Origin of the sequence: Nonomuraea longicatena (assembly GCF_039525605.1) — a bacterium.
Lineage (GTDB): Bacteria > Actinomycetota > Actinomycetes > Streptosporangiales > Streptosporangiaceae > Nonomuraea > Nonomuraea longicatena.
In genome coordinates, this window is the sequence record NZ_BAAAHQ010000008.1 from 48387 (window position 1) to 72140 (window position 23754).

Consider the following 23754-nt stretch of genomic DNA (forward strand, 5'->3'; position numbering starts at 1 on the left):
GGAACTCCGTTGCGCTGGAGACGGGCACCGTTCGCGCCGCGTGATCCAGCAAAGGACAAGCCCGGAACCTATCGGGTTGACCGGTCCGGTGGGAGTTCGAGCAAGATCATGTCAGTGCCCGGACACGCGTAGTGACCATTCCGAGACAGGAGTCGCACCTGATCACGGAGTTAAGGTGCACATAAGGTGTGACATGTACCACCTTTTTGTGTAACCCCGAGGGGACGGGGTGTGATCAACGACTGGGTGCCTGCGCGTCGGCGGACCGGTAGACCGCCATCGTCGTCGTGATGAACGGCGGGGCGGAGACGGCGTCGTAGCTGCCCTTGGCGTCCCGGTTCCAGGTCAGGCTGTTGACGCCGTTGAGATAGCCGAGCCGGGTCGAGGTCTGGTACTTGAGCAGCCAGGGCCCGCCGCTCGCGCCCTTCGTCAGGTTGCACGGCTGCAGCAGGACCCCGTACTGGAGGTCGCGGCTCGGCGCCGTGGTCTTGGACGTGGTGCCACGGCAGGTGCGGAGGGTCCTGCCGTCGAAGGGGCGGGAACCGTCCGGCTGGGGGCCCGCCGGGTAGCCGAAGGCGGTGATCGTGTTCCCGTGGCCCTTGCCGACGGCCAGGCCGAGGCCGCCGACGTTGTCCTGGAGGCGGCCGACGTCCTTCATGTCGAAGGAGCCGTCCTTCTGTTTCTCCCAGACGAAGCCCCGGTGCACCGAGACGAAGGCGTAGTCGAAGTCGAAGTCGCCCTTGCCCGGCCAGTCCTCGTGCAGGTTGAGCGTCGCGCCGACGTAGATGCCGTCGGGGGCGCTGCCGTCCGGGCCGGGGTTGGGGACGAAGATCCAGTACTCCGCGGGGCCGGGGCGGCGCAGGTCGTAGGCGCAGTGGGCGGCGGTGGCGACCACGCTGCCGCTCTTGCTCGCGACCGCGCCGGCCGAGCACCAGTACTCCTTGCCGTCGAAGCGGAAGAAGACCTTGCCCATGGTCCGCGCGGCGGAGCCGTTCTTGGGCGGCGCGGGGGCGACGTCGGCGGTGGTGAGCTTGCCGGTCAGGGGTGCCGAGGTGGAGAGGGGCGGGCTCGCGACGGCGCCGGCCGCCGTAGGGCTGGCGGAACTGGAGGAACTGGGGGAGGACGAGGGAGCGGCTTCGGCCGGCGAGGCTTCGGCGGAGTAGCTGGCCGCGCGCTGGAGCCGCTCCGGCTTCCAGTGCTCGGCGACCCGCTTGAGGTCGGCCTCGGTCCTGGTCATGACGGAGGTGTGGACCTTGCTCGCCGCTTCCGCCGTCCCGGTGAGCGCAGGCGCCAGCAGCAGCGCGCCGAGGGCGGCTGCCGCCAGTGTCCTGGCCCGGGAGATCATGGAATGCCTTTCTTTGGGCTGTAAGGGAGGATTTTTCCAGATAGACAAGCCACATGGCAGCTTGGATGGAGATTCGTTATCTGATCAAGGTTGACGTCTGCCCCATAAAGCCGTTGTGAGGCATGTGTCCCGCGAGTCGGTCGTTGGTGGGCGGGTAACCGCGAGTAAGGCTGCCGTTATGCGACTCATGTGCCTGGCAGCGTTTTCCTGTATCGCCATCACCGCTGGTCCCGCCGCCCACGCGAGCGCGGCTCCGCCCCAGAACGGCTTCGTCCTCGGCAACGCGGGCCGTCACGTTCTGCTGGTCTGCGACGGGAAGCCGAGCGCCCACCCGCGTGCCGCCGAAGTGTGCGCGTCGCTGGAGAGGACGAAGGGCGACCTGTCCCGGCTCACGACCAGCCTGGTCTACTGCACGAAGGAGTTCGCGCCGGTGGCCGTCCACGCCATGGGCGTCTGGGAGGGACGGCTGGTCCGCTACACCGCCACGTTCGGCAACGTCTGCGAGCTTCGCGCCGAGACGGGGGCACTGTTCGACTTCTGATCGGGCGGAAAAGGACCTCCCGGTTCTGGGGTACGGAGGGTCCGCCACGGAAACGGGCGGTGGTGTCACACAGTCGCGGGGCGGTGAGCAGGCCGGATACCTGAAGTGCGGACGTTGGGCGGCGCGGGGCTCCCACCGGGAGGCCCCGGCCAAGCGGAGGGGACGGCGCGGCGGGTCTGGGGACGGCACGTCGAGCTGATCACGGCGGGTCTGGGGGACGGCACGCCGGGCCGATCGGGGCAGGGGCGTCGCCCTGGTGCGCCGAATGAACCCAGGCGTAAAGTTCTTGTGCGGACGGCCATTTCGGCGGCGGTATTCGTCCTGCCCGGAATTCATAGGCACTTGCGGAGGCTGAAATCCCGGGGCGCCCTAATGCGTGGCGGTGATGCGGAATGGGTTGCGGAAAATGTGAGGCACGTCATTCCGTGCACATTTGGTTAATGGCGCGGACGTGGGGTGCTGCCGGGCTTCCGTCGTCGCCGGGTGGCGTCGGGTCGGGGCCGGGCGGCGTCGGCGTCCGGCGCGGGCGGCGGGGGTCTCCTGCAGGGGCGGGACGGTGATGGGGCAGGGTAGAGGCGGCGGCAGGGCCCCCGTTCTTCATGAAATATGGCGAAAAATCGCGACATGGTGGTTTGTGGGCGAATCGCTAGCCCGGGACGACAATCCCGTGGTGGGGCTTGCGTCCCTCCCGGCTCTGCTCTGAAATTGGTCAGAAGGGCGCAAACCATACTTCTCTCCAGGGAATGTCGTGGTCGACCAGTTCGACATGATCGAAGCCGGGCAGAACAGCCGCCGCAGGTGGATCGGCATCGCGGCGCTGGCGGTGGTCCTCGCCGTACCGGTCGTCAGTGTGCTCACCAGCCGCGACCCCCGACCACCGCCCCCGCCCCCGCCCGCGCCGACCTCCAGGGCGCCGCTCACCACGATCACCTCCGCCCAGAACGCCCTGTACGTCGAACCCGTGAAACGCGGCGGCGACGAGATCATCCAGGTCGTCTTCCCGCACGGGCTGCGCGCCGAGGTCCGCTACCCGGCCGCGCTGCGCCTGGCCGAGCTGGGGTCGCGGCCCTACCACGGCATCTGGGCGGACGGCGAGGGCTACCCCGAGTACCGGCCGCTGACCACGCCGTACCACGGGGACTACGAGATCACCCGAGGCGAGGAGCCGTTACGCAGGCTCACCGGCAACGTGACGCTGTGGCCCCGCCCGCCCGGCGCGGGCGCGACCGGCCAGGTGCTGCTGTTCGAGTTCGGCAAGTGGCGCCTGGCCATGTACGACGCGCGGCGCAGCCTCGCCTTCGAGACCCGCATGGCGATCGCCGAACGGCTGCGCGCGACCATCACCAAGGACGGCTACCTGGTGCTGTCGGCCTCGGGCCCGGTCCGGATGGCCCGGCCGGGCGAGGGGCGCCGCAGCGCTCCGGCCGGGCCGCAGCTGTGGTTCGGCGGGGTGGGCTCGGACACGCTGGGACTGATCCCGGCGCCGGACTGCTCACTGCCCGACGTACCCGCCTCGGTCGCCTCGGCGAGCCCTCACTCACGGGCCGTCTGCCGAGGGGACATCCTGGTCGCGGCGGCGGGCTCGAAGGAGTTCGTCGACACGGCCGTCGCGAAGATCCGCGTCAGACCGAAGTGACCCGAAAGCACCCGGGAGGCGGCTACGTAAATCAAGTGAGAACCGTGGACCTCCACGCGATACTGCGGACGTGACCATGTTCCCCTCCCGGCTTGAGCGCAGGCACCCGTTCCGCCAGTGGAATACCTGGACCATGCCGGGCGGGCTGACTCTCACCGGATACTCGCGGGCCAACGACAAGACGTTCTTCCACGTACCCGAGCTGAAACTGGCCCTGGACGCAGGGCTCGTCGAGGGCCGTCAGGTCGACACGGTCCTGCTCACGCACACTCACCTCGACCATTCCAAGGACCTCGACTTCCTGGCGACCAGGCCCACCGGGGTGGACGTCTACGCGCCCGCGCAGGCGGCCGGCTACGTCCGCGACTACCTGCGGGCCACGACCGCGCTGAACCAGACCGCCGCCTTCGACCCGGCCCAGGCCGAAGGGGTGCGCTTGCACGGGGTGGCTCCGGAGGAGGAGTTCGCCATCGGCAAGGGCGGCTCGCACGCCGTACGGGTGTTCGCCACAGAACACAAGGTGCCCAGCGTCGGCTACTGCGTCGCGGAGAACCGGCGGGCATTGGCCCCCGAGTACGCCTCCCTCAAGGAGACGCTGAGCCCGGCGGAGTTCGGGCGGTTGCTCGCCCGGGAACGGGCGGAGGGCCGCGAGGTGGAGCGTCCGGTCCGGCGGCCGCTGTTCGCCTACCTGGGAGACACCCACGCCGACGCGCTGCCGCGCACCCCCTGGCTGACCGACTACCCGGTGATCATCACCGAGTGCACGTACCTGGACGACGCGGAGCTGGACCGGGCCAGGCGCGTGGGCCACACGGTGTGGAGCGAGTTGCGCCCGTTCGTGGCGGCGCATCCGGACAACCTGTTCGTCCTGACCCACTTCAGTCTGCGCCACTCGGAGCAGGACGTGATCGCGTTCTTCGAGAAGGAGGACCTGGCCAACGTCCTGGTGTGGGCGACCTGAGACAGCCTCCTGAGGTTCTCGATCGGGCTGAAGTAGGGTGCGGCCATGTTCGCCGTAACCGCCGCTCGCACCGATCCCGATCATCCGCTCGCCGGGCTGAGGCTCGGTGAGCATCCGGACCCCTCGCCGCCCGACGGCTGGACCACGGTCGCGGTCAAGGCCGCCGCGCTCAACCACCACGACCTGTGGACGCTCAAGGGCGTCGGCATCCGCCAGGACCGGCTGCCGATCGTGCTCGGCTGCGACGCCGCCGGCCTCGACGAGGACGGCAACGAGGTCATCGTCCACGCGGTCATCGGCTCGGGGGCGGACGAGACCCTCGACCCGAGACGCTCGCTGCTGTCGGAGACCCACGACGGCACGTTCGCCGAGCGGGTGGCCGTCCCGAGACGCAACCTGGTGCCCAAACCGGCGGCGCTCAGTTTCGAGGAGGCCGCCTGCCTGCCGACCGCGTGGCTGACCGCCTACCGGATGCTCTTCGACAAGGCGGGGCTGGAGCCGGGCGCCACCGTACTCGTGCAGGGGGCGGGCGGTGGTGTGGCGACGGCGCTGATCGCGCTCGGCCGGGCGGGCGGCTACCGGGTGTGGGCCACCTCGCGCTCGGAGGAGAAGCGGGCCCGAGCCCTCGACCTCGGCGCCGACCAGGTGTTCGAGGTGGGCGCGCGGCTGCCGGAGCGGGTGGACGCCGTCATGGAGACCGTCGGCCAGGCCACGTGGAGCCATTCGCTGAAGTCGCTCCGGCCGGGCGGACGGGTCGTGGTGTCCGGCGCGACCAGCGGCGCGGTGCCGCCCGCCGACCTGAACCGGGTGTTCTTCCTGCAACTGTCGGTGATCGGCTCCACCATGGGCACCCGGGACCAGCTCCGGCGCCTGGCGGTCTTCCTGGAGCAGACCGGCGTGCGCCCGGTGATCGACCGGACGCTGCCGCTGAGCGAGGCGGCGGCCGGGTTCGCCGCGATGCACGAGGGCGAGGTGTTCGGCAAGGTGGTCTTCACGAACTAGAGAAGCGACGCCCTCGTTTCGCCTGCCGCGCCCGTCATCGCGCCAGGGCGAGTGGCGGCCGGCCTGATCGGTTCATCGGAGGGTGTCTCGGATGCGCTCGCCGGCCGTGCCGAGGGTGCGGCGGATCTCGTCGAGGCGCTCGGCCGACAGCCTGCCGTTCCCGGCGTCCTCGCGCACCCGGCCCACGAAGTCGGCCAGGATCTCACCCAGCTCGGCGTCGAGTTCGGCCTGGTTGCCCTGCTCGCCGCCGAAGGTGCTCCACAGGTCGCCCCAGATGCGCCGCCATTCGTGGCCGAGCCGTTCGCCCTCGCTCTGCCAGGTCTTGGCGCGCTCGCCCCACTGCCGCTGCTGCTCCTTGAGCCGCCCGGCTTCGGCCCGCTGGCCGGTCCGCACGTCCTTGGCCATCTTGGTCAGTTCCTCGCGCAGCGACTTGACCGTGTCGCGGACGTCCTCCTTGACCTCGCGGGCGATGTCGCGGACGGAGGCGGAGATCTCCTGCTCCAGGTCGGCCAGCTCGTCGAGGCGGCCGTCCAGTTCCTCGCGCCCCTTGTCGGTGATCGAGAAGACCTTCTTGCCCTCGATCAGCTCGTGGGTGACCAGCCCCTCCTCCTCCAGCCGGGCCAGGCGCGGGTAGATCGTGCCGGGAGAGGGGGAGTAGACGCCCAGGAACCGGTCCTGGAGCAGCCTGATCACCTCGTAGCCGTGGCGCGGGCTCTCCTCCAGCAGCTTGAGCAGGTACAGCCGCAGGCGGCCGTGGCCGAACACGGGACTCATTCCTTCTCCCCCTTGAGCAGCGCGACCTCGCCGGAGACCGTCCTCGCCGTCAGCGAGGCCATACCGCCGAGCAGCCGCCCGGACATCGACTGCACGCCCGGCCGGGAGTGCTCGGTCAGCTCGTCGAAGCCGCTGACCATCCGGCCGGAGGTGGAGCGGAGTGTGACGTCCGCCTCGGTGCGCTCGGGCAGTCTGATCATGATCGCACCGGAGACACTGTTCAGTGTCACGTACGCCGTGGGCCGCAGCCGCAGGTCGGTGGTGATCCGGCCGGAGACGGTGGTGGCCTTGAGCCTGCGCGGGATGCCGTCGGCCACGGCCAGCTCACCCGACAGGCTCTTGAAGGACAGATCGCCCGCCATCGCCCGGCACTCGACGGAGCCGGAGACGGTGGTGGCGTTGACCGTGCCGCTGACCCCGTCGAGGACGATGTCCGCCGACACGCTCTTGACGTGGGTGGTGTGCTCGAATCCGGCGATCACGGCGGGCGCGGAGACCACTCCGGCGTTGACCCGGCAGTACTTGGGCACGGTGACCGACAGCACGGCCCGGCGCCGGTCCGGCCGCAGCCAGCTCGTCAGGCCCTCCCAGGTGAGGTCCTGGTAGGTGACGCTGAGCGTGCGGGCGTCCTCGTCGTAGGTCACGATCAGCGGCGAGGCGGAGTCGAACTCCGACACTTCGACGGCCGGTGGGCCCTCACTGGCGAGTACGTCCAGCCGGCCTGCGACGAGGCGCACGTCGAGTGCGTCGACCGTCCCGAAGGTCAGTTGTTCCGGCCCATCGATCGTCCACTGCGTCATATGGACACGATATGTCGCGTTGAGGCGGAACTCAAGATGTATCGCGTTACTCGTCGTCGTCGGCGTCGTGCCGGGCCAGCCACGTGGCCAGCCGCTCGACGGGAGTCTCGAACTCGGGGTTGAGATCGACGAACTCGCGCAGCCGCTCGCCGAGCCAGCTGATGCTGACCTCCTCCGCGCCCCGGCGCTCGACCAGCTCCTCGATCCCTCGGTCGGTGAAGTACATGAGGTCATCCTAGGGTCGGACGACGAACGCCCCGGGCGCGGTGCCCGGGGCGTTCGCATGAGATGGAACCGTCAGGAGAAGATCTGGTGGGCGATCTCCTCCAGCTCCGCGTCGTGCGCGGCGTGCGAGCCGGTCGCCGGGGAGCTGTTGGGTGTGCGAGACACCCGGCTGAGCGGACGGCCGCCGAACACGTCGGGGTCCTCCGCCAGCTTCAACGTGAGGTACGGCCACGGCCCCATGTTGACCGGCTCGTCCTGCGCCCAGACCAGCCGCACCCCGGCCCCGTAGCGGGCGAGCTCGGCGTCGAGCTCCTCCTTGGGGAACGGGTAGAGCCGCTCAAGGCGGACGATCGCCACGTCGTCGCGGCCGCTCTGCTCACGGGCCGCCACCAGGTCGTAGTAGAGCTTGCCCGAGGTCAGCACCACCTTGGTGACCTTGCCCGGGTCGACCGTCGTGTCACCGAGCACCGGCTGGAAGGTGCCGGAGGTGAAGTCCGCGGCCTTCGACGTCGCCCGCTTGTGGCGCAGCAGCACCTTGGGCGTGAAGACCACCAGCGGCTTGTGCCTGCCCGACTCGACCTGCCACCGCAGCAGGTGGAAGTAGTTGGCCGGAGTCGTCGGCTGCGCGACCGTGATGTTGTCGAGCGCGCAGACCTGGAGGAAGCGCTCGATGCGGGCGCTGGAGTGGTCGGGGCCCTGGCCCTCGAAGCCGTGCGGCAGCAGCAGCACGACGCCGGACTTCTGGCCCCACTTCTGCTCACCGGACGAGATGAACTCGTCGATGATCGTCTGGGCGCCGTTGACGAAGTCGCCGAACTGGGCCTCCCACGCCACGAGGGCGTCGGGGCGGACCACGCTGTAGCCGTACTCGAAGCCCAGCGCCGCGAACTCGCTGAGCAGCGAGTCGTAGACGTAGAACTTCGTGGTGCCCTGGTTGAAGGTCTTCAGCGGCGTGTGGTCCTCGCCGGTCATCCTGTCGACCAGCACCGCGTGGCGCTGGGTGAAGGTGCCCCGGCGGGAGTCCTGGCCGACCAGGCGGACCGGGTGGCCGTCGATGAGCAGCGAGCCGAAGGCCAGCGCCTCACCCGTGGACCAGTCGATGGCGTCCTGCTCGACCATCGTGCCGCGCCGCTGGAGCACCGGCGCGAGGCGCGGGTGCACGGTGAAGCCCTCGGGCAGGTTGAGCTGGGTGTCGACGATGCGCTTGAGCGTCTCGTCGGTGATGGCCGTGGGCGTCTCGTCGTGGGACCACTTGATGACCTCGGTCGGGGGCACCCGCAGCTCGCCGCCGGTGTCCTGCGGCTTCTTGGCCGCCTCGCGGGTCTCGGTGAACGCCTGCTCCAGCTTGGCCTGGTAGTCGCGCAGCGCCTGCTCGGCCTCTTCGACCGTGATGTCGCCGCGCCCGATCAGGGCCTCGGTGTAGAGCTTGCGGGTCGAGCGCTTGGCGTCGATGAGGTCGTACATGAGCGGCTGCGTGAAGGCGGGGTTGTCGCCCTCGTTGTGGCCGCGCCGCCGGTAGCAGATCAGGTCGATCACCACGTCCTTGCGGAAGGCCTGGCGGTACTCGAAGGCCAGCTGGCCCACGCGTACGACGGCCTCGGGGTCGTCCCCGTTGACGTGGAAGATCGGCGCCTGGATCATCCGGGCGACGTCGGTCGCGTAGACCGACGAGCGCGAGGAGGCCGGCGAGGTGGTGAAGCCCACCTGATTGTTGACCACGATGTGCACGGTGCCGCCGGTGCGGTAGCCGCGCAGCTGCGACAGGTTGAGCGTCTCGGCCACGACGCCCTGGCCGGCGAAGGCCGCGTCGCCGTGGATGAGGACGGGCAGGACGGTGAAGCCCTCCTCGCCGCGCTCCAGCAGGTCCTGCTTGGCGCGCACGACGCCTTCGAGCACCGGGTCGACGGCCTCCAGGTGCGAGGGGTTGGCCACCACGGAGGCCGTGATGGTGCGCCCGCTCGGCGCGGTGAAGGCTCCGGAGGCGCCCAGGTGGTACTTGACGTCGCCGGACCCGTGCGCGGTGCGCGGGTCGATGTTGCCCTCGAACTCCGTGAAGATCTGGCCGTAGGACTTGCCCACGATGTTGGCCAGCACGTTGAGGCGGCCCCGGTGGGCCATGCCGATGACGACCTCGTCGAGGCTCTCGCCCGCGGCGTCGCTGATGACCGAGTCGAGCAGCGGGATCAGCGACTCGCCGCCTTCGAGCGAGAACCGCTTCTGGCCGACGAACTTGGTCTGCAGGAACGTCTCGAACGCCTCTGCGGTGTTGAGCCGCGAAAGGATGTTGAGCTGCTCGTCGCGGCTGGGGGAGGCGTGGGGCTTCTCGACCCGCGCCTGGATCCAGGCCCGCTCCTCGGGGTTCTGGATGTGCATGTACTCGATGCCGACCGTGCGGCAGTAGGAGTCGCGCAGCACGCCCAGGATCTCGCGCAGCTTCATCAGCGGCCGGCCGCCGAAGCCACCGGTCGCGAACTCCCGTTCGAGGTCCCACAGCGTCAGGCCGTGTGACTGGATGTCGAGGTCGGGGTGCTTGCGCTGCTTGTACTCCAGCGGGTCGGTCTCGGCCATGAGGTGGCCGCGTACCCGGTAGGCGTGGATCAGCTCGATGACCCTGGCCGACTTGGAGACGTCGTCGTCGTGGCTGTGCGAGACGTCCTGGACCCAGCGCACCGGCTCGTAGGGGATGCGCAGGGCCTCGAAGATCTCGTCGTAGAAGCCGTTCTCGCCCAGCAGCAGCCGGTGGATCTGGCGCAGGAAGTCGCCCGACTGGGCGCCCTGGATGATCCGGTGGTCGTAGGTGCTGGTCAGCGTCATGACCTTGGAGACGGCCAGCCGGCTGAGCGTGTCGGGTGAGGCGCCTTGGTACTCGGCGGGGTACTCCATCGCGCCCACGCCGATGATGGTGCCCTGGCCGGGCATCAGGCGGGGCACGGAGTGCACGGTGCCGATGGTGCCGGGGTTGGTCAGCGAGATCGTGGTGCCCTGGAAATCGTCCACACCCAGCTTGTTGGAGCGGGCCTTGCGGACGATCTCCTCGTAGGCCGACCAGAACTGGCGGAAGTCCATGTCGTCGGCCGCCTTGATGGACGGCACGAGCAACTGGCGCTCCCCGCTGGCCTTCTGGACGTCGATCGCCAGGCCGAAGCCGACGTGCTCCGGCTTGACCAGGGTCGGCTTGCCCTCGACCTCGGCGTAGGAGTAGTTCATCTCCGGCATCGACCGCAGCGCCTTGATGATGGCGAAGCCGATCAGGTGCGTGAAGGAGACCTTGCCGCCTCGACCGCGCTTGAGGTGGTTGTTGATCACGATGCGGTTGTCGATGAGCAACTTGGCCGGGATGGCCCGGACGCTGGTCGCCGTCGGTACCGACAGCGACAGGTCCATGTTGGCCGCCGTGCGTGCCGCGGCGCCGCGCAGCCTGACCTCCTCCGCGCCCTGGGGCACGGGGGTGGCGGGCTGCTTGGGTCGGTCGGCAACGGGCGCGGCGGTGGCCGGCGCCTTGGCGGGTGCTGGTGCGGAGGCGGCTGGAGCGGTCACGGTGCCGTTCGACGCCTCCTTGGCCGGGGTTCTGCCCGGTCCATAGTCGGGGTTGTAGTCAGCGAAGAAGTTCCACCAGGCCTTGTCCACAGACTCGGGATCCTGGAGGTACTTCTGGTACAGCTCGTCGACAAGCCACTCATTCTGCCCAAAGCTTGCCAGCGGGTTTGACCGCGACGACTCAGACGACACGGCGGAAATCGCCCTCTTCCGCAGATCGGCGTTGATGTTAGAGAACCTGTCCAAGGCTACTCGCCTGGACAGGTAGGGCGTGCCGGAGAACCGACCTCGCCCCGCCTGATCCTCTCAGGACAGGCCAAAGAGGTCACGCCCCCCCGGTCAATCCGGGTGGTGTTGCCAATATTACTGTTTGGTATCAACCGAGTGGCGAGAGGTTTAGTTCCCTCCGGAGAGGATTCTGCTCGCGATCCGGACACCCGGCGAGAGCTCGGTCAGAAGGTCCGCGAGTTCCTCTCCGGCGACCTTCAGCTCCTCCAGGGTCATCGGCTCCAGCCGTTCGAGGATGAACAGGGCGTTCACGGTCTCCTCGGTGAGGCGGGTGCGGCGGCCCTGGCGCCAGTTCCAGATGCGGCAGGTGACGCCGGTGTCGTCGCGCCAGGCCACCTCGCCGGGCTCCGGCGCGCCGAGCACCTCCTCGGACGGCTCGTCGCCGGTGGCCCTGATCAGGCGGGCCGGCCCGACATAGGCGTCGAGGTCCTCGCCGCCGATGGGCAGGCAGTGCTTGACGCTGATCGAGTTGTAGGCGTCGACCACCTGGTTGATCTCGGGCAGCGGGAGCCTGCGGGTCAGCGCGTCGACGCTCGGGCGCGTGCGCTGCGGCTTGGCGCCGAAGGCGCGGTAGGCGTCCTTCCAGGCGTCGATCTTCTCGGTCTGTACGGCCTGCGCCGAGGCGTCGGCGAGCCAGGCGCGGGCGCGGTCGTCCGTGGGGCCGTTCTCGATCCCGTGGGCCGTCATCAACAGCACCGCGAAATCCGGCCGCAGTTCGAAGATCGCCTGGTCCACGCGGATGTCGTCAATCATGGCAGCAGCCTATGCGCCACAGATCGCAAAAAACACTTTGCAAAATTCGTTTTGCGATCTATGGTGGGCGGCATGGAAGACGCATACCGGATCAGCGACCCCGAGGTCCTGAGGATCGTCGCGCACCCGCTGCGGGTGCGGCTGCTCGGCCTGCTGCGTGCCGAAGGCCCGGCTACGGCCAGCCAACTCGGCCGCAAGGTCGACGAGAGCTCCGGCTCGACCAGCTACCACCTGCGCGAGCTGGCCAAGCACGGCTTCATCGAGGAGGACCCCTCGCCCGACGGCAGAGAGCGCCGCTGGCGGGCCAAGCATCTCTACACGAGCTGGGACAACGTCCAGTTGAGCGCCACCCCGGAAGGCCGAGAGGTCCGCGCCGTCATGCGCGACCGCCAGGTGGAGGCGCTCGCGCGGTCGGCGCAGGGCTACGACCCGCAGCAGTGGGGCGAGTCGTGGGACGCCGTCGCCGGCATGAGCGACTTCCTGTTCACGCTCACCCCCGCCGCCCTCGGCGAGTTCTTCGAGCGGACCCAGGCCCTGATGGAGGAGCTCGCCGAGCGGTGCGCGGACGACCCGGAGGCCGCGCCCGTCAACCTGTTCTACGCCGGTTGGCCGCGCGAGAGATGAATCCCCGTGCGAGGTACTCGCTCGTCAGCTTCCTCACCTGGCTGCCCGCCGGGCTGACGACGGCGCCCATGGTCCTGCTCATGGCCGAGCGGGGGCTGAGCGTCGCCGAGATCGGCGTCGTCTGGACCGTCTACTCCGTCGTCACCATCGCGCTGGAGCTGCCGACCGGCGGGCTGTCCGACGTCGTCGGCCGCCGCCGCGTGCTGGCCGCCTCGGCCGCCGTGACCGTCGTGGCGATGGTGCTCGTCGCCCTCTCCACCAGCATGTGGATGTTCGTGCTGGCCAGTGCGCTGAAGGGGGTCGCGCGGGCGCTGTCCAGCGGGCCCGCGCAGGCATGGTACGTCGACACCGTCCACGCCCTCGACGGCCCGGACGCCGACCTGCGGCCCGGCCTCGCGGCGGGAGGGGCCATGGGCTCGGTCGCGCTCTGCGTGGGCGTGCTGGCCGGGGGCGTGCTCCCGCTGGCGGTGCCGGAAAGCCTGATCGAGCCGCTGGCGGCGCCGCCGCTGCTGGCCGCGCTGGCGGCGGCCGTCCTGCTCGGCGTGGTCCTGGCCGCGCTGCCCGAGCCGCCCCACGTCGTGGCGCGCTCGTTCGGCGAGGTGCTGCGCGAGGTCCCCAGAACCGTGCGCTCCGGGGTACGGCTGGTCGCGGCGAGCCTGCTGCTGCGCCGGATCATGCTCTACACCGTCGTCTTCGGCATGGCGCTGACCACCATCGAACTGCTGACGCCGCTCCGGCTCGCCGACCTGGCCGGTACGGCGGAGCTCGGCGCCACCGCCTACGCGCTGGTCGCGGCGCTCGGCTTCGCGGGCAGCGCGGCGGGCTCGGCCCTGGCGCCCGCGCTGGCACGACTGCTGCGCGGGAACGCAGGGGCCATGGTCACCGGGGTGGTGGCGGGCGCTCTCTCCCTCTACGCGCTCGCCGCCACCACCGGTTTGGACGGCCCGGCCGGCCTCGCCGCCGCGGCGGCGGCCTACGTGCTGATGTTCGCCGGGCTCGGCGCCGTCGATCTGCTCGGCCAGGCGCTGACCCACGGCGAGGTGACCGCGCAGGAGCGGGCCACGGTCACCTCGGTCACCTCGCTGAGTCTGCAGGGCGGGGGCGTGCTGGCCAACATGGCGGCCGGCGCGCTGGCCACCGCGTACGGCGTGGCCGTCCCCTGGACGGTGGTGGCGGGGCTGACGCTGCTGTCGGCGCTGCTGTTCGTCCGGCTGCCGGTCCGGCGTCCGGAAACGCGACCCCACGGCACGCTGGCACAGAACAAGGTTCTGTAAGAATGGGTGGATGGCTAAGTTTGTCGTGACCCCCGCCAGCGAGCGGCAGCGCGCGGCCTGGCAGAGCCGGGTCGAACTGCCCGAGGTCGAGCGGGTCCGTCCGGGACTGTGGTCGATACCGGTGCCGATCCCCGTCAACCCCCTCAGGTACGTGCTGGTGTACGCGCTCGAAGTGCCGGACGGCGTGGTGCTGATCGACGCGGGCTGGAACACCGACGAGGCCTACCAGGCGCTGGTCGACGGCCTCGCGGTCGCGGGCTTCGCGCCGTCCGACGTCAAGGCCGTGCTGGTCACGCACATCCACCCCGACCACTACGGGCTGGCCGGGCGGGTCCGGGAGGCGACCGGTGCCTGGATCGGCCTGCACGAGGCCGACGCGCGCCTGCTGCACGACAGGTACGACGAGAGTGCGATCGACGCGCTGGTCGAGAGGGAGCGGCGGCTGCTCGAACGCGCGGGCGTGCCCGAGCAGACCCTCGACGAGCTGGCCGGGGCCTCGATGATCATCAGGCATATGGTCACGATGGCCAAGCCGGACCGGCTCATCGAGGACGGCGAGCCACTCGACCTGCCCGGCTGGGACCTGCGGGCGCTGTGGACGCCCGGGCACTCGCCCGGCCACCTGTGCTTCGTCTCGCCGTCGCGGCGGCTGTTGTTCTCCGGCGACCACGTGCTCGCGAAGATCACCCCGATGGTCGCGGTGCACCCGCAGTCGGGACCGAACCCGCTGGCGGACTACCTCGACTCGCTGGCGGCGGTGCGCAAGTGGGACGTGGACGAGGTGCTGCCGGCGCACGAGTACCGGTTCCTGGAACTGGCCGAGCGGGTGGACCACGTGATGGCCCACCACGAGGAGCGGCTGACGGAGATCGAGACGGTGGTGCGGGCGGCGGGCGACGGGGTGACCTGCTGGGACATCGCGACGCGGCTGACCTGGTCGCGGCCGTGGGAGACGATCCCGGCGTTCATGCGCCGCGCGGCCAACGGGGAGACGCTGGCCCACCTGGTGTGGCTGGAGGCCCGGGCGCGCGTGCGCCGGGTCGCGGGCGACCGGGACCTGTGGCTGCCGATCTGAGTTTCCTATATTTCAAGTAGGAAATATTGACTAGCTGGCGGGCGGGTGCTTACGTTGACGGCATGGGATCCGAGTTGACCCGGCGCGCGCACGTGGACTACTGCCGCGTCTGCACCGCACAGTGTCGCTGATCACGACCTCCCCTCCATCGCTCCCTCGACCGAGGAGACACCGTGATCAGAACCCTCGTCCCCCTCTTACTCCTACTGACGGCCTGCGGCACCGCCCAGGGCTCCGCCGAGACCCTGGAACTCCGCTACCAGGGCAGCACCGGCACCGTCACCTTCCCCGAACTGGCCGAGGACCTCGGCTACCTCGCGCCCGTCCGCCTCAAGTGGATCGGCGACACCACCAGCGGCCCCCAGGACATCCAGGCCGCGGCCACCGGCCAGACCGACTTCGGCGGCGCCTTCAACGGCGCCGTCGTCAAGCTCGCGGCGGCAGACGCCCCGATCAAGGCCGTCGTCAGCTACTACGGCAGCGACGAGCGGTCGAACCAGGGCTACTTCGTGCTCGACGGCAGCCCGGTCAGGTCGGCGCGCGACCTGGTCGGCAAGAAGGTCGGCATGAACACGCTGGGCGCGCACGCGGAGGCCGTCCTGCGCGAGTACCTCAGGCGCGGCGGACTGACCGATGAGCAGGCCGAGCGCGTCGAGGCCGTGCCCCTGCCCCCGGTCAGCCTCGAACAGGCGCTGCGCCAGGGCCGCATCGACGTGGCCGTGCTCGGCGGCGTCCTGCGCGACAAGGCCCTCGCACGGGGCGGCCTGCGCCCGCTGTTCACCGACGTCGCCCTGTTCGGCGCCTTCAGCGCGGGCACGTACGTGCTCACCGAACGGTTCATCGCCGCCAACCCCGGCACGACGCGGAAGTTCGTCGAGGGCGTCGCCCGCGCCGTCCAGTGGACGCAGACCCGGCCGCGTGCGGAGGTCGTCGCCCGCTTCGAGAAGATCGTCGCGGCGCGCGGCAGGAACGAGGACGCCACCACCGTCGGCTTCTGGAAGAGCAGCGGCGTGGCCACCCCCGGCGGGGTCATCGCCGCAGGGGAGTTCCAGCGCTGGATCGACTGGCTCGAACGCGAGGGCGACATCCCCGCAGGCCGGGTCGAAGCCACTGACGTCTACACCAACGCCTACAACCCGCTCGCCGCAGGAGGCACCCGATGAAGATCCGGTTCCGAGAGGTGACCAAGGAGTTCGGCGCGTTCACCGCGCTGTCCGGCTTCAACCTCGACGTCCGGCCCGGGGAGTTCCTCACCCTGGTCGGGCCGAGCGGTTGCGGCAAGTCCACCCTGCTGGACCTGTTGACCGGTCTCGTCAAGCCCACCGGCGGCGAGATCCTGGTTGACGGCCGCCCGGTCGAGGGCCCGGGGCTCGACCGGGGGGTCGTCTTCCAGCAGTACGCGCTGTTCCCGTGGCACACCGCGCTCGCCAACGTGGAGTTCGGCCTGGAGGCCACGGGGGTGCCGCGCCGCAAGCGGGCCTCGATCGCGCTGCGGCACCTCGAACTCGTCGGGCTGGGCGGGTTCGCCTCGCACTTCCCCCACGAGTTGTCGGGCGGAATGCGGCAGCGGGTGGCCATCGCGCGCAGTCTCGCCTGCGACCCCGAGGTGCTGCTGATGGACGAGCCGTTCGCCGCGCTCGACGCCCAGACGCGGGAGACGTTGCAGGAGGAACTGCTCGACATCTGGCAGCGGACGGGCAAGACGATCGTCTTCATCACCCACGCCATCGACGAGGCCGTCTACCTGGGGCAGCGGGTGGCCGTGATGACGCCGTCGCCCGGCCGGGTCCGTGAGGTCGTGGACGTGGACTTCGACACGCGCTCCGGCGACCTGCGGGCCGATCCGCGCTTCGGCGAGTACCGGCACCGGATCTGGTCGTTGCTGCGGGAGGAGGCGAGCCCCCTTGCCCAGGCCATCGGCTGATATTTCCGGACTTGCCGTGACCGTCCTCGACGGCTCCCTCTCAGCGGACACCACCCGCCCCGCATCCCCCGGCAGCTCATTCCCAACGGACACCGCCCGGCCGGCACCCCCCGACGGTTCCCTCTCGGCGGGAACGCGGCCCGCACTCCGTGACGGCGATCCGCCACCAGTCGTCGGGGGGCAGGGCGTCGGCGGTCGGTCGACCCTCTACGGCGGAGCGGCGGGCGACGGGAAACCGTCCAGGGGCGGTGGCTCGGTGGCGTCCTCCGGGGGCTCCAGGGCCGGCAGGAGGGGTTCGCGGCGGCGGTGGGTGCCGAGGGGCGGGCTCGCCCTCGTTCTGCTCGCAGCGGTCTGGGAGGCGCTTCCCAGGACCGGTGTGGTGGACGCGACCTTCCTGCCGCCGCTGTCCACCGTCCTCGGCGCCTGGCTCGACCTGCTCGGCACCGGGGAACTGGCCGAGCACGCGGGTGCCTCGGCCGCCCGGTCACTGGCCGGATTCGGGCTGGCCGTGGCGCTCGCGGTGCCGCTCGGCCTGCTCATCGGGTGGTACCGGCCGCTCGCCGACTTCCTCACCCCGGTGCTCGAACTGTTCAGGAACACCGCCGCGCTCGCGCTCCTGCCCGTCTTCGTGCTGGTGCTCGGACTCGGCGAGACCTCGAAGATCTCCATCGTCCTGTACGCGTGCGCGTGGCCGCTGCTGCTCAACACCGTCGCGGGCGTCAAGGGCGTGGACCCGCTGCTGGTCAAGGCCGCCCGGTCGATGGGGCTGCGGCCGTACCGGCTGTTCAGGAAGGTGATCCTGCCGGCGGCCGTCCCCACCGTGTTCACCGGCGTACGGCTCGCGGGCGCCGCCTCGATCCTGGTGCTGGTCGCCGCCGAGATGGTCGGCGCCAAGGCCGGGCTCGGCTACCTGATCAACGCGGCGCAGTACAACTTCCGGGTGCCGGAGATGTACGCCGGGATCATCACGATCTCCGTCCTCGGCCTCGGCTTCAACCTGCTTCTCGTCCGCCTGGAGCGGCGCTTCTCCACCTGGAGGACCACATGAGCATGCACCTCAACGCCTTCCTCCTCGGCGTGGGCCACCACGAGGCCGCCTGGCGGCACCCGCTGACCGACTCCGCCCGCGTCACCGACGTCCGCCACTACGAGGAACTGGCCAGGATCGCCGAACGCGGCCGGCTCGACTCGCTCTTCCTGGCCGACGGCCTCGCCCTGTCCGGCGACGTCCGCTACAACGCGCTCGGCGGCCTCGAACCGCTCACCCTGCTGTCGGCCCTGGCGGCGGTGACCGAGCACATCGGGCTGATCGCCACCGTGTCCACGACGTACAACGAGCCCTTCCACGTGGCCCGCAAGTTCGCCTCCCTCGACCACATCAGCGGCGGGCGGGCCGGGTGGAACATCGTCACCTCGGCAGGGGAGGCGGAGGCCCGCAACTTCGGCCTCGAACGGCCCGCGCACAGCCTGCGCTACCACCGGGCGGAGGAGTTCGTCGAGGTCGCACTGGCCCTGTGGGACAGCTGGAAGGCCGACGCCGTCCGCAACGACCGCGCGGGCGGGCGCTACGCCGACCCGGCCGCGCCGATCGACCACACGGGCCAGCACTTCAGGGTGAAGGGGCCGCTGAACATCCAGCGCTCGCCGCAGAGCCGCCCGCTGCTGGTCCAGGCGGGCTCGTCGGAGGACGGAAAGGAGTTCGCGGCCAGGTTCGCCGACGCCGTCTTCACCGCGCAGCAGACGCTGGGGGACGCGCAGGAGTTCTACGCCGACCTCAAACGGCGGCTGCCCGCCTACGGGCGCCGTCCGGACGAGCTGAAGGTCCTGCCCGGCATCTCGCCGATCATCGGCGTCACCGAGCGCGACGCGCGGCGCCTGGAGAGGGAACTCGACGGGCTCACCATCCCCGCGTACGGCCTGCGGCAGCTGTCCACGATCCTCGGCCTCGACCTGACCGGACACCCGCTCGACGGGCCGCTGCCCGAGGTGCCGCTCGACACCGACGGCCAGCAGAGCCGGGTGCGGCTCATCAGGGACCTGTCGGTCAGGGAGGGGCTGACCATCCGCGAGATCATCAACCGGCTCGCGGGCGGTCGCGGGCACCGGGTCGTCGCCGGCACACCCGGGCAGATCGCCGACCAGATGCAGGAATGGTACGAGAACGGCGCGGCCGACGGGTTCAACATCATGCCGCCCTACCTGCCCGGCGGGCTGGCCGACTTCGTGGACCTCGTCGTACCGGAACTGCGGGAGCGCGGGCTGTTCCGGTCGGAGTACGACGGCCGCACGCTGCGCGAACGCTACGGACTCTCTCTCGTGGAGGCGCACTCGTGAGCATCGTCACCGTCGTGGGCAACCCGCGCAGGGGGTCGCGGACGTACGGCGTGGCCCTGGCCGCCACCCTCGCCGTCGCCGAGCGGCTGGGCCGCGAGGACCCGCCGGAGGTCGTCGACCTGTCGGTGCTGGCCCCCGTGCTGCTGGACCCGGCGGGCAGCCCAGATCTGTCCGCCGCCCTGGAGGCCGTGTCGCGGGCGTCGGTGGTGGTCTTCGCCAGCCCGACGTACAAGGCGACCTACACGGGGCTGCTGAAGTCCTTCGCCGACCGGCTGCCGTCCGGCGCGCTGGCGGGGGTGGCGGCGCTGCCGGTGCTCGTCATGGGCGATGCCCGGCACGCGCTGGCGGTGGAGACGCACTTCCGTCCGCTGCTCGTCGAACTCGGCGCCCGGGTGCCGACGCCGGGCCTCGCGGTCGTGGAGGCCGATCTGCCGGCCGACGCCGCCCTGTCCGGCTGGGCCGACCAGATCGCGCCCCAGGTCGCGGCCCAGCTCGCGGCCCACGAGAGAGCCCTCGGCCACTCGCGCTGAGGGACCATCGGCTCGCGCGAAGGTCCCGGGCGGCGGCGGCCGCCGTGAGGACCGCTCGCGCAGAGGGGAGACCGAGCGCGCCGGGCCGCCGCACGGGGCGGCAGGGCAGGCGCTCGGCGCACTCCGGCTCGGAACACCGGAGTGCGCACGGCCTGATGGCGGGCCGTGACGGTGACCGCCCGACCGGATGGGGTGCCGGTCGGGCTCACCCCCTCTCACCGGCGGCTCAGGCCGACCGGGCGTGGCCCCTGGCCGTGGCCGGGCGCGGTGAGGACGTCGCGCACGGCATGGCGGCTGAGGAGGCCGGTGGCCCATCGGGCCACGCGGATCGCGGGCATTCGAGACCTCCGGGAGGCGTGGCACCTCAGGACTCCAGCACCATCCATGATGGGCCTGGGGCGCGGAAGAGGACCGTACTAGAATGTTGTTCTCTTTCGACGAGGTGGAGGTTCGATGCTTCGGTTCGATGACAGGGTCGCGATCGTCACGGGTGCCGGGCACGGCCTGGGCCGGTCCCATGCGCTGCTGCTCGCCGAACGCGGCGCGAAGGTCGTCGTCAACGACCTCGGCGGCGCCCTCGACGGCACCGGCGCCTCCGCAGGGCCCGCCGCCGAGGTGGCCGAGCTCATCCGGGAGACGGGCGGCCAGGCCGTCGCCGGCGCCGACGACGTCTCCACCCCCGAAGGCGCCGAGGCCGTCGTCAGGGCGGCGGTGGACGCGTTCGGGCGGATCGACATCGTGGTCAACAACGCCGGGATCCTGCGCGACCGGTCGTTCGGCAAGATGACCGTCGAGGAGTTCGACGCGGTTCTCGCCGTGCACGTGCGCGGCTCCTACCTGGTCAGCAGGGCGGCCTACCCGTACATGAAGGAGGCGGGGTACGGACGGGTGGTCAACACCTCCTCGCCCGCCGGGCTGTTCGGCAACTTCGGCCAGGCCAACTACTCCACCGCCAAGATGGGCCTGGTCGGCCTCACCAAGACGCTCGGCATCGAGGGCGCCCGCAACGGCGTCAAGGCCAACGCCATCGCGCCGGTCGCCTGGACGCGCATGACCTCGTCGCTGCTGCCCGCCGAGTTCGAGTCCAGGTTCACGGCGGAGCGGGTCAGCGCGCTGGTCGCCTACCTGGTGCACGACTCGTGCGAGGTCAGCGGCGAGGTGTTCAGCGTCGGCGGCGGGCGGGTGGCGCGCGTCTTCGTCGCCGAGGGGCCCGGGTGGCGCTCGGACGACCTCACCCCGGAGGACGTCGCCGCCAACTGGGCGGCGGTCATGGCAGAACAGCCGTACCTCCTGACCGCGACGGAGTCCATGCAGGCGATGTTGTGACTCCTCTAGTGGCCCCTGGCCGCGACGGAGTCCCAGGCGATGTTGTGACCCTGCTCGGTTCCTACTCGGACCCCGGCTCGGGCTCCCACACGCAGGGGTCCACCGGCATGAGGGCGCGGATCAGGTAGGTGTCGATCGCCTTGGTCGCGCACTCGTTGGTCCCGTAGGCGGTGTGGTCGTCGCCTTGCACCTTCAGCAGAATCGCGTCGGCCATGGCCCGGTAGGCGACGTGCTCGGCCTCCTCGTACGACGTGACCGGGTCGTCGGTCGTGCCCACGACCAGCACCGGCGCCGTCGGCGCAAGCGGCTCGGACGGTTTCCAGGATTCCCGCTCGGGCCAGCCGTGGCACCTCCTGGCCGTCCACAGCACCAGGTCGCCGAACAGGAACGAGTGCTCGCCCGCGGCGGCCAGGTCGTTCACGATCTGGGCGGTCGACACTCTGGCCGGGTTGTCGGTGCAGAAGGTGGCGGCGGCGGGCGCGTACTCCTTCGAGCCCGTCCAGGCGACGCCGGCGGCGTGGAGCGGCCGGCCGTCGCCCTTCATCAGCGCCCGGATCGCCGTTCGCAGTTCCGCCCAGTCGCCGGTTTCGAGGAGCTGGGCCACGCCGGCGAGGGCCAGGCTGTCGTCGAGACGTCCGCCCGGGACCTTCAGCGGGACGGTGTCCAGCGGTGCGACCAGGTTGTCGAGTTCGGTGTCTGGGTCGAGATGCACCTTGCCGAGCGGACACGAGCGCTCCTTCACACAGGCGTCGGCGAAGGCGGTGAAGGACTGGTGCATGCCGCCGATGCTGAAGCGCACCCCGTCGAAACCGTAGGTCTCGGCGCCCATCGCCGCAGGGGAGTCGAGCACCATCCGCCCCACCTGCCCGGGGAAGAGCGAGCTGTAGACGGCGCCGAGGTGCCCGCCGTACGACCAGCCCAGGTAGCTCAGCCGGGGCTCGCCGAGCGCCGCCCTGATCACGTCGAGGTCGTGGGCGTGCTCCACACCGCCCAGGTACGGCGCCATCCCGCCCGGCCCTTCCGCGCACCCGGCGGCGAAGTCCGCCAAGGTGGCGCTCAGCCGCTGCCGTTCCTGCGGGGTCTCGGGTGTCTGGTCCACGGTGTGCAGCCGCATCGGGTTCGCGCACCGCAGGCCGGTGCTGCGGCCCACGCCGCGCGGGTCGTAGGCGACGATGTCGTAGCTCTTGCGCAGGACCGCCAGGCTCTCGCGCATGTGCGGGAGCTGTTCGAGGCCGGAGAAGCCGGGGCCGCCGAAGTTGAGCACCAGGGAGCCGATCCGGCGGGCCGGCTCGGTGACGGGGAGCCTGGCGAGCGCGAGTTCGACCATCTGCCCGCCGAGCGCGGCCGGATCGAGGGGCGCGCGGATCGTGGCGCACTGCAGCCCCGCTTCACAGTCCTGCCACCGCACCCGTTGTCCCTGCCAGGACAGGTCGGGTTCGGGTCGTACTCCGACCAGGCACAGCCCGGCCAGGCATAACAGGAGGATCACTCGCATGGTCGCTCCAGGTGTGGGGGAGCGTCCACCCTAGCGGCCGGGGGTGACAGTCCACCGGGGAAAGCGGGTGCCCTGCCGGGGTGACAGTCCACCCGGGCGACGCGTTGCTCTGCGGGGGTCAGTCCACCCGGGAGAGGGCGTGTTCGACCACCATCACGGCCGCGCCGATGACGCCGGCGCGGTCGCCGAGTTCGCTGCCCTGGATGCGCAGGTGCTGGGTGGCCAGCGGGAGCGAACGGCTGTAGACGACCTCGCGGACCCCCGCCAGCACGTGCTCGCCCGCCTCCGCGATGTCGCCGCCGATGACCACCGTGGCCGGGTTGAAGAAGTTGACGATGGAGGCGAGGACGGTGCCGATCTCCCGGCCCGCCTGCCTGACCAGCCGCGTGGCCTCGGTGTTGCCCGAGCGGACCAGATCGACCACGTCACGGCTGCTCTCGGCGCCGTCGAGGCGGGCGGCCAGGGCGGCGCCGCCCGCGACGGCCTCCAGGCAGCCGGTGTTGCCGCAGCGGCAGGCGGCGTCCTCTCCGCTGGGGACCCTGATGTGGCCGATGTCGCCCGCCGCGCCCTGCGCGCCCCGGTGGAGACGGCGGTCGGAGATGATGCCGCAGCCGATGCCGGTGCCGATCTTGACGTAGACCAGGTGGTCGGTCTGCGGGTGGGCGATCCAGTGCTCGCCGAGCGCCATGATGTTCACGTCGTTGTCGACCAGTACGGGGGCGCCGAGCCGGTCGCCGAGCCATTCGGGCACGGGGAAACCGTCCCAGCCGGGCATGATCGGCGGGTTGACGGGCCGTCCCGACGCGTGCTCGACCGGTCCTGGCAGACCGACGCCGACGCCGCAGACGTCGGCGAGGTCGTGGCCGGTCCGCGCGAGCAGCCGCGTGAAGGACTCGGCCAGCCAGCTCAGCGTCGCCTCCGGGCCCCGGTCTATCGGCACGTCGGCGGTGTGCTCGGCCAGTACGGCGGTGCCGAGGTCGGTGACGGCCAGCCGGTCGTGCGTGGCCCCGAGGTCGGCGGTGAGCACCACGCGGGCGGCGCGGTTGAAGGAGAACGCGGTCGCCGGCCGGCCGCCGGAGGCGATGGCGCCGGAGGCGGGGACCACCCAGCGTTCGCTCAGCAGCGCGTCGAGGCGCTGGGAGACGGTGGATCTGGCTAGGCCGGTGAGCTGCACCAGCTCGGCCTTCGTGCGGGCCTGCCCGTCTCTGAGTATCGACAGGAGCGCTCCCGCTCCGGGCGCCTCTTGGGCCACTCTCGGCTCCTTCTAGTCGGATATCACGATTATGTCATGACTTTTGCTTGACCATCGT

General features: G+C 70.7%; 22 protein-coding genes. 13 read left to right on the forward strand and 9 right to left on the reverse strand.

Annotated elements, in window-relative coordinates:
* Positions 1-235: 235 nt before the first annotated feature.
* Complete coding sequence (locus ABD120_RS09480; protein ID WP_343949376.1) at positions 236-1345, reverse strand: trypsin-like serine peptidase; 1110 nt, start codon at positions 1343-1345, stop codon at positions 236-238.
* A gap of 187 nt (positions 1346-1532) precedes the next feature.
* Between ABD120_RS09480 and ABD120_RS09485 the strand changes: the two genes are divergently transcribed.
* The 4 genes from ABD120_RS09485 (at position 1533) to ABD120_RS09500 (ending at position 5485) form a co-directional block, all read left to right on the forward strand.
* Positions 1533-1886: an SSI family serine proteinase inhibitor gene (locus ABD120_RS09485; protein ID WP_343949377.1), complete on the forward strand. Its 354-nt coding sequence runs from the start codon at positions 1533-1535 to the stop codon at positions 1884-1886.
* 748 nt (positions 1887-2634) lie between these two features.
* Positions 2635-3522: a hypothetical protein gene (locus ABD120_RS09490; RefSeq protein ID WP_343949378.1), complete on the forward strand. Its 888-nt coding sequence runs from the start codon at positions 2635-2637 to the stop codon at positions 3520-3522.
* A 76-nt stretch (positions 3523-3598) separates the two neighbouring features.
* A complete protein-coding gene (locus ABD120_RS09495) occupies positions 3599-4483 on the forward strand; it encodes an MBL fold metallo-hydrolase (protein WP_343949668.1) in 885 nt (294 codons plus the stop codon).
* 45 nt (positions 4484-4528) lie between these two features.
* On the forward strand, positions 4529-5485 hold the full coding sequence (locus tag ABD120_RS09500; RefSeq protein WP_343949379.1) for a zinc-binding dehydrogenase: 957 nt from the start codon (positions 4529-4531) through the stop codon (positions 5483-5485).
* A gap of 72 nt (positions 5486-5557) precedes the next feature.
* On the opposite strand, the gene ABD120_RS09505 is transcribed toward ABD120_RS09500, so the two are convergent.
* The 5 genes from ABD120_RS09505 to ABD120_RS09525 form a co-directional block, all read right to left on the reverse strand.
* Entirely contained in the window at positions 5558-6259 is a 702-nt protein-coding gene (locus ABD120_RS09505) for a PadR family transcriptional regulator (protein WP_343949380.1), read from the reverse strand.
* Positions 6256-7059 carry a DUF4097 family beta strand repeat-containing protein gene (locus ABD120_RS09510; protein ID WP_343949381.1) on the reverse strand — a complete coding sequence of 268 codons (804 nt, stop codon included), beginning with the start codon at positions 7057-7059 and terminating at the stop codon, positions 6256-6258. The genes ABD120_RS09505 and ABD120_RS09510 overlap by 4 nt, the downstream gene beginning before the upstream one ends.
* A 46-nt stretch (positions 7060-7105) precedes the next feature.
* Complete coding sequence (locus tag ABD120_RS09515; protein WP_343949382.1) at positions 7106-7285, reverse strand: DUF6104 family protein; 180 nt, start codon at positions 7283-7285, stop codon at positions 7106-7108.
* Between the two features lie 71 nt (positions 7286-7356).
* Positions 7357-11013 (reverse strand): multifunctional oxoglutarate decarboxylase/oxoglutarate dehydrogenase thiamine pyrophosphate-binding subunit/dihydrolipoyllysine-residue succinyltransferase subunit, encoded by a 3657-nt coding sequence (locus ABD120_RS09520; RefSeq protein ID WP_343949383.1) that lies wholly within the window; start codon positions 11011-11013, stop codon positions 7357-7359.
* A 204-nt stretch (positions 11014-11217) separates the two neighbouring features.
* Positions 11218-11862 (reverse strand): B3/B4 domain-containing protein, encoded by a 645-nt coding sequence (locus ABD120_RS09525; RefSeq protein ID WP_343949384.1) that lies wholly within the window; start codon positions 11860-11862, stop codon positions 11218-11220.
* A 72-nt stretch (positions 11863-11934) separates the two neighbouring features.
* Here ABD120_RS09525 and ABD120_RS09530 point away from each other — a divergent pair, with 72 nt between their 5' ends.
* The 8 genes from ABD120_RS09530 to ABD120_RS09565 all read left to right on the forward strand — a co-directional run bounded on the left by ABD120_RS09530 (position 11935) and on the right by ABD120_RS09565 (position 19623).
* Complete coding sequence (locus tag ABD120_RS09530) at positions 11935-12486, forward strand: helix-turn-helix domain-containing protein (RefSeq protein ID WP_343949385.1); 552 nt, start codon at positions 11935-11937, stop codon at positions 12484-12486.
* The gene (locus ABD120_RS09535) at positions 12483-13760 is read left to right on the forward strand and encodes an MFS transporter (RefSeq protein ID WP_343949386.1); all 1278 of its coding nucleotides are present in this window, start codon (positions 12483-12485) and stop codon (positions 13758-13760) included. The genes ABD120_RS09530 and ABD120_RS09535 overlap by 4 nt, the downstream gene beginning before the upstream one ends.
* Before the next feature lie 10 nt (positions 13761-13770).
* Entirely contained in the window at positions 13771-14835 is a 1065-nt protein-coding gene (locus ABD120_RS09540; RefSeq protein ID WP_343949387.1) for an MBL fold metallo-hydrolase, read from the forward strand.
* A 173-nt stretch (positions 14836-15008) separates the two neighbouring features.
* Positions 15009-15998, forward strand: coding sequence for an ABC transporter substrate-binding protein (locus ABD120_RS09545; RefSeq protein ID WP_343949388.1), 990 nt, complete (start codon positions 15009-15011; stop codon positions 15996-15998).
* Positions 15995-16759 carry an ABC transporter ATP-binding protein gene (locus ABD120_RS09550; protein WP_343949389.1) on the forward strand — a complete coding sequence of 255 codons (765 nt, stop codon included), beginning with the start codon at positions 15995-15997 and terminating at the stop codon, positions 16757-16759. Before ABD120_RS09545 ends, ABD120_RS09550 begins: the two co-directional genes overlap by 4 nt.
* A 379-nt stretch (positions 16760-17138) precedes the next feature.
* Positions 17139-17807: an ABC transporter permease gene (locus tag ABD120_RS09555; protein ID WP_343949390.1), complete on the forward strand. Its 669-nt coding sequence runs from the start codon at positions 17139-17141 to the stop codon at positions 17805-17807.
* Positions 17804-19093 carry an LLM class flavin-dependent oxidoreductase gene (locus ABD120_RS09560; RefSeq protein WP_343949391.1) on the forward strand — a complete coding sequence of 430 codons (1290 nt, stop codon included), beginning with the start codon at positions 17804-17806 and terminating at the stop codon, positions 19091-19093. The genes ABD120_RS09555 and ABD120_RS09560 overlap by 4 nt, the downstream gene beginning before the upstream one ends.
* Positions 19090-19623, forward strand: a complete 534-nt coding sequence (locus tag ABD120_RS09565; protein WP_343949392.1) for an NADPH-dependent FMN reductase — start codon at positions 19090-19092, stop codon at positions 19621-19623. The genes ABD120_RS09560 and ABD120_RS09565 overlap by 4 nt, the downstream gene beginning before the upstream one ends.
* 215 nt (positions 19624-19838) lie before the next feature.
* Here the strand turns inward: ABD120_RS09565 and ABD120_RS09570 are convergent, their stop codons facing one another.
* Positions 19839-19961, reverse strand: coding sequence for a hypothetical protein (locus ABD120_RS09570; RefSeq protein WP_343949393.1), 123 nt, complete (start codon positions 19959-19961; stop codon positions 19839-19841).
* A gap of 115 nt (positions 19962-20076) precedes the next feature.
* Here ABD120_RS09570 and ABD120_RS09575 point away from each other — a divergent pair, with 115 nt between their 5' ends.
* Complete coding sequence (locus ABD120_RS09575) at positions 20077-20949, forward strand: SDR family oxidoreductase (protein WP_343949394.1); 873 nt, start codon at positions 20077-20079, stop codon at positions 20947-20949.
* Positions 20950-21010: 61 nt separating this feature from the next.
* On the opposite strand, the gene ABD120_RS09580 is transcribed toward ABD120_RS09575, so the two are convergent.
* Together ABD120_RS09580 and ABD120_RS09585 are read right to left on the reverse strand one after the other, a co-directional pair.
* Positions 21011-22444: an alpha/beta hydrolase gene (locus ABD120_RS09580; RefSeq protein WP_343949395.1), complete on the reverse strand. Its 1434-nt coding sequence runs from the start codon at positions 22442-22444 to the stop codon at positions 21011-21013.
* Between the two features lie 118 nt (positions 22445-22562).
* The gene (locus ABD120_RS09585) at positions 22563-23696 is read right to left on the reverse strand and encodes an ROK family protein (protein ID WP_343949396.1); all 1134 of its coding nucleotides are present in this window, start codon (positions 23694-23696) and stop codon (positions 22563-22565) included.
* Positions 23697-23754 lie beyond the last annotated feature (58 nt).

What these genes read in the sequence shown, in the direction of transcription:
- ABD120_RS09480 (WP_343949376.1), bottom strand. Translation starts at nt 1,345, where the DNA reads ATGATCTCCCGGGCCAGGACACTGGCGGCAGCCGCCCTCGGCGCGCTG.
- ABD120_RS09485 (WP_343949377.1), top strand. Translation starts at nt 1,533, where the DNA reads ATGTGCCTGGCAGCGTTTTCCTGTATCGCCATCACCGCTGGTCCCGCC.
- ABD120_RS09495 (WP_343949668.1), top strand. Translation starts at nt 3,599, where the DNA reads ATGTTCCCCTCCCGGCTTGAGCGCAGGCACCCGTTCCGCCAGTGGAAT.
- ABD120_RS09500 (WP_343949379.1), top strand. Translation starts at nt 4,529, where the DNA reads ATGTTCGCCGTAACCGCCGCTCGCACCGATCCCGATCATCCGCTCGCC.
- ABD120_RS09505 (WP_343949380.1), bottom strand. Translation starts at nt 6,259, where the DNA reads ATGAGTCCCGTGTTCGGCCACGGCCGCCTGCGGCTGTACCTGCTCAAG.
- ABD120_RS09510 (WP_343949381.1), bottom strand. Translation starts at nt 7,059, where the DNA reads ATGACGCAGTGGACGATCGATGGGCCGGAACAACTGACCTTCGGGACG.
- ABD120_RS09515 (WP_343949382.1), bottom strand. Translation starts at nt 7,285, where the DNA reads ATGTACTTCACCGACCGAGGGATCGAGGAGCTGGTCGAGCGCCGGGGC.
- ABD120_RS09525 (WP_343949384.1), bottom strand. Translation starts at nt 11,862, where the DNA reads ATGATTGACGACATCCGCGTGGACCAGGCGATCTTCGAACTGCGGCCG.
- ABD120_RS09530 (WP_343949385.1), top strand. Translation starts at nt 11,935, where the DNA reads ATGGAAGACGCATACCGGATCAGCGACCCCGAGGTCCTGAGGATCGTC.
- ABD120_RS09535 (WP_343949386.1), top strand. Translation starts at nt 12,483, where the DNA reads ATGAATCCCCGTGCGAGGTACTCGCTCGTCAGCTTCCTCACCTGGCTG.
- ABD120_RS09540 (WP_343949387.1), top strand. Translation starts at nt 13,771, where the DNA reads ATGGCTAAGTTTGTCGTGACCCCCGCCAGCGAGCGGCAGCGCGCGGCC.
- ABD120_RS09550 (WP_343949389.1), top strand. Translation starts at nt 15,995, where the DNA reads ATGAAGATCCGGTTCCGAGAGGTGACCAAGGAGTTCGGCGCGTTCACC.
- ABD120_RS09560 (WP_343949391.1), top strand. Translation starts at nt 17,804, where the DNA reads ATGAGCATGCACCTCAACGCCTTCCTCCTCGGCGTGGGCCACCACGAG.
- ABD120_RS09570 (WP_343949393.1), bottom strand. Translation starts at nt 19,961, where the DNA reads ATGCCCGCGATCCGCGTGGCCCGATGGGCCACCGGCCTCCTCAGCCGC.
- ABD120_RS09575 (WP_343949394.1), top strand. Translation starts at nt 20,077, where the DNA reads ATGCTTCGGTTCGATGACAGGGTCGCGATCGTCACGGGTGCCGGGCAC.
- ABD120_RS09580 (WP_343949395.1), bottom strand. Translation starts at nt 22,444, where the DNA reads ATGCGAGTGATCCTCCTGTTATGCCTGGCCGGGCTGTGCCTGGTCGGA.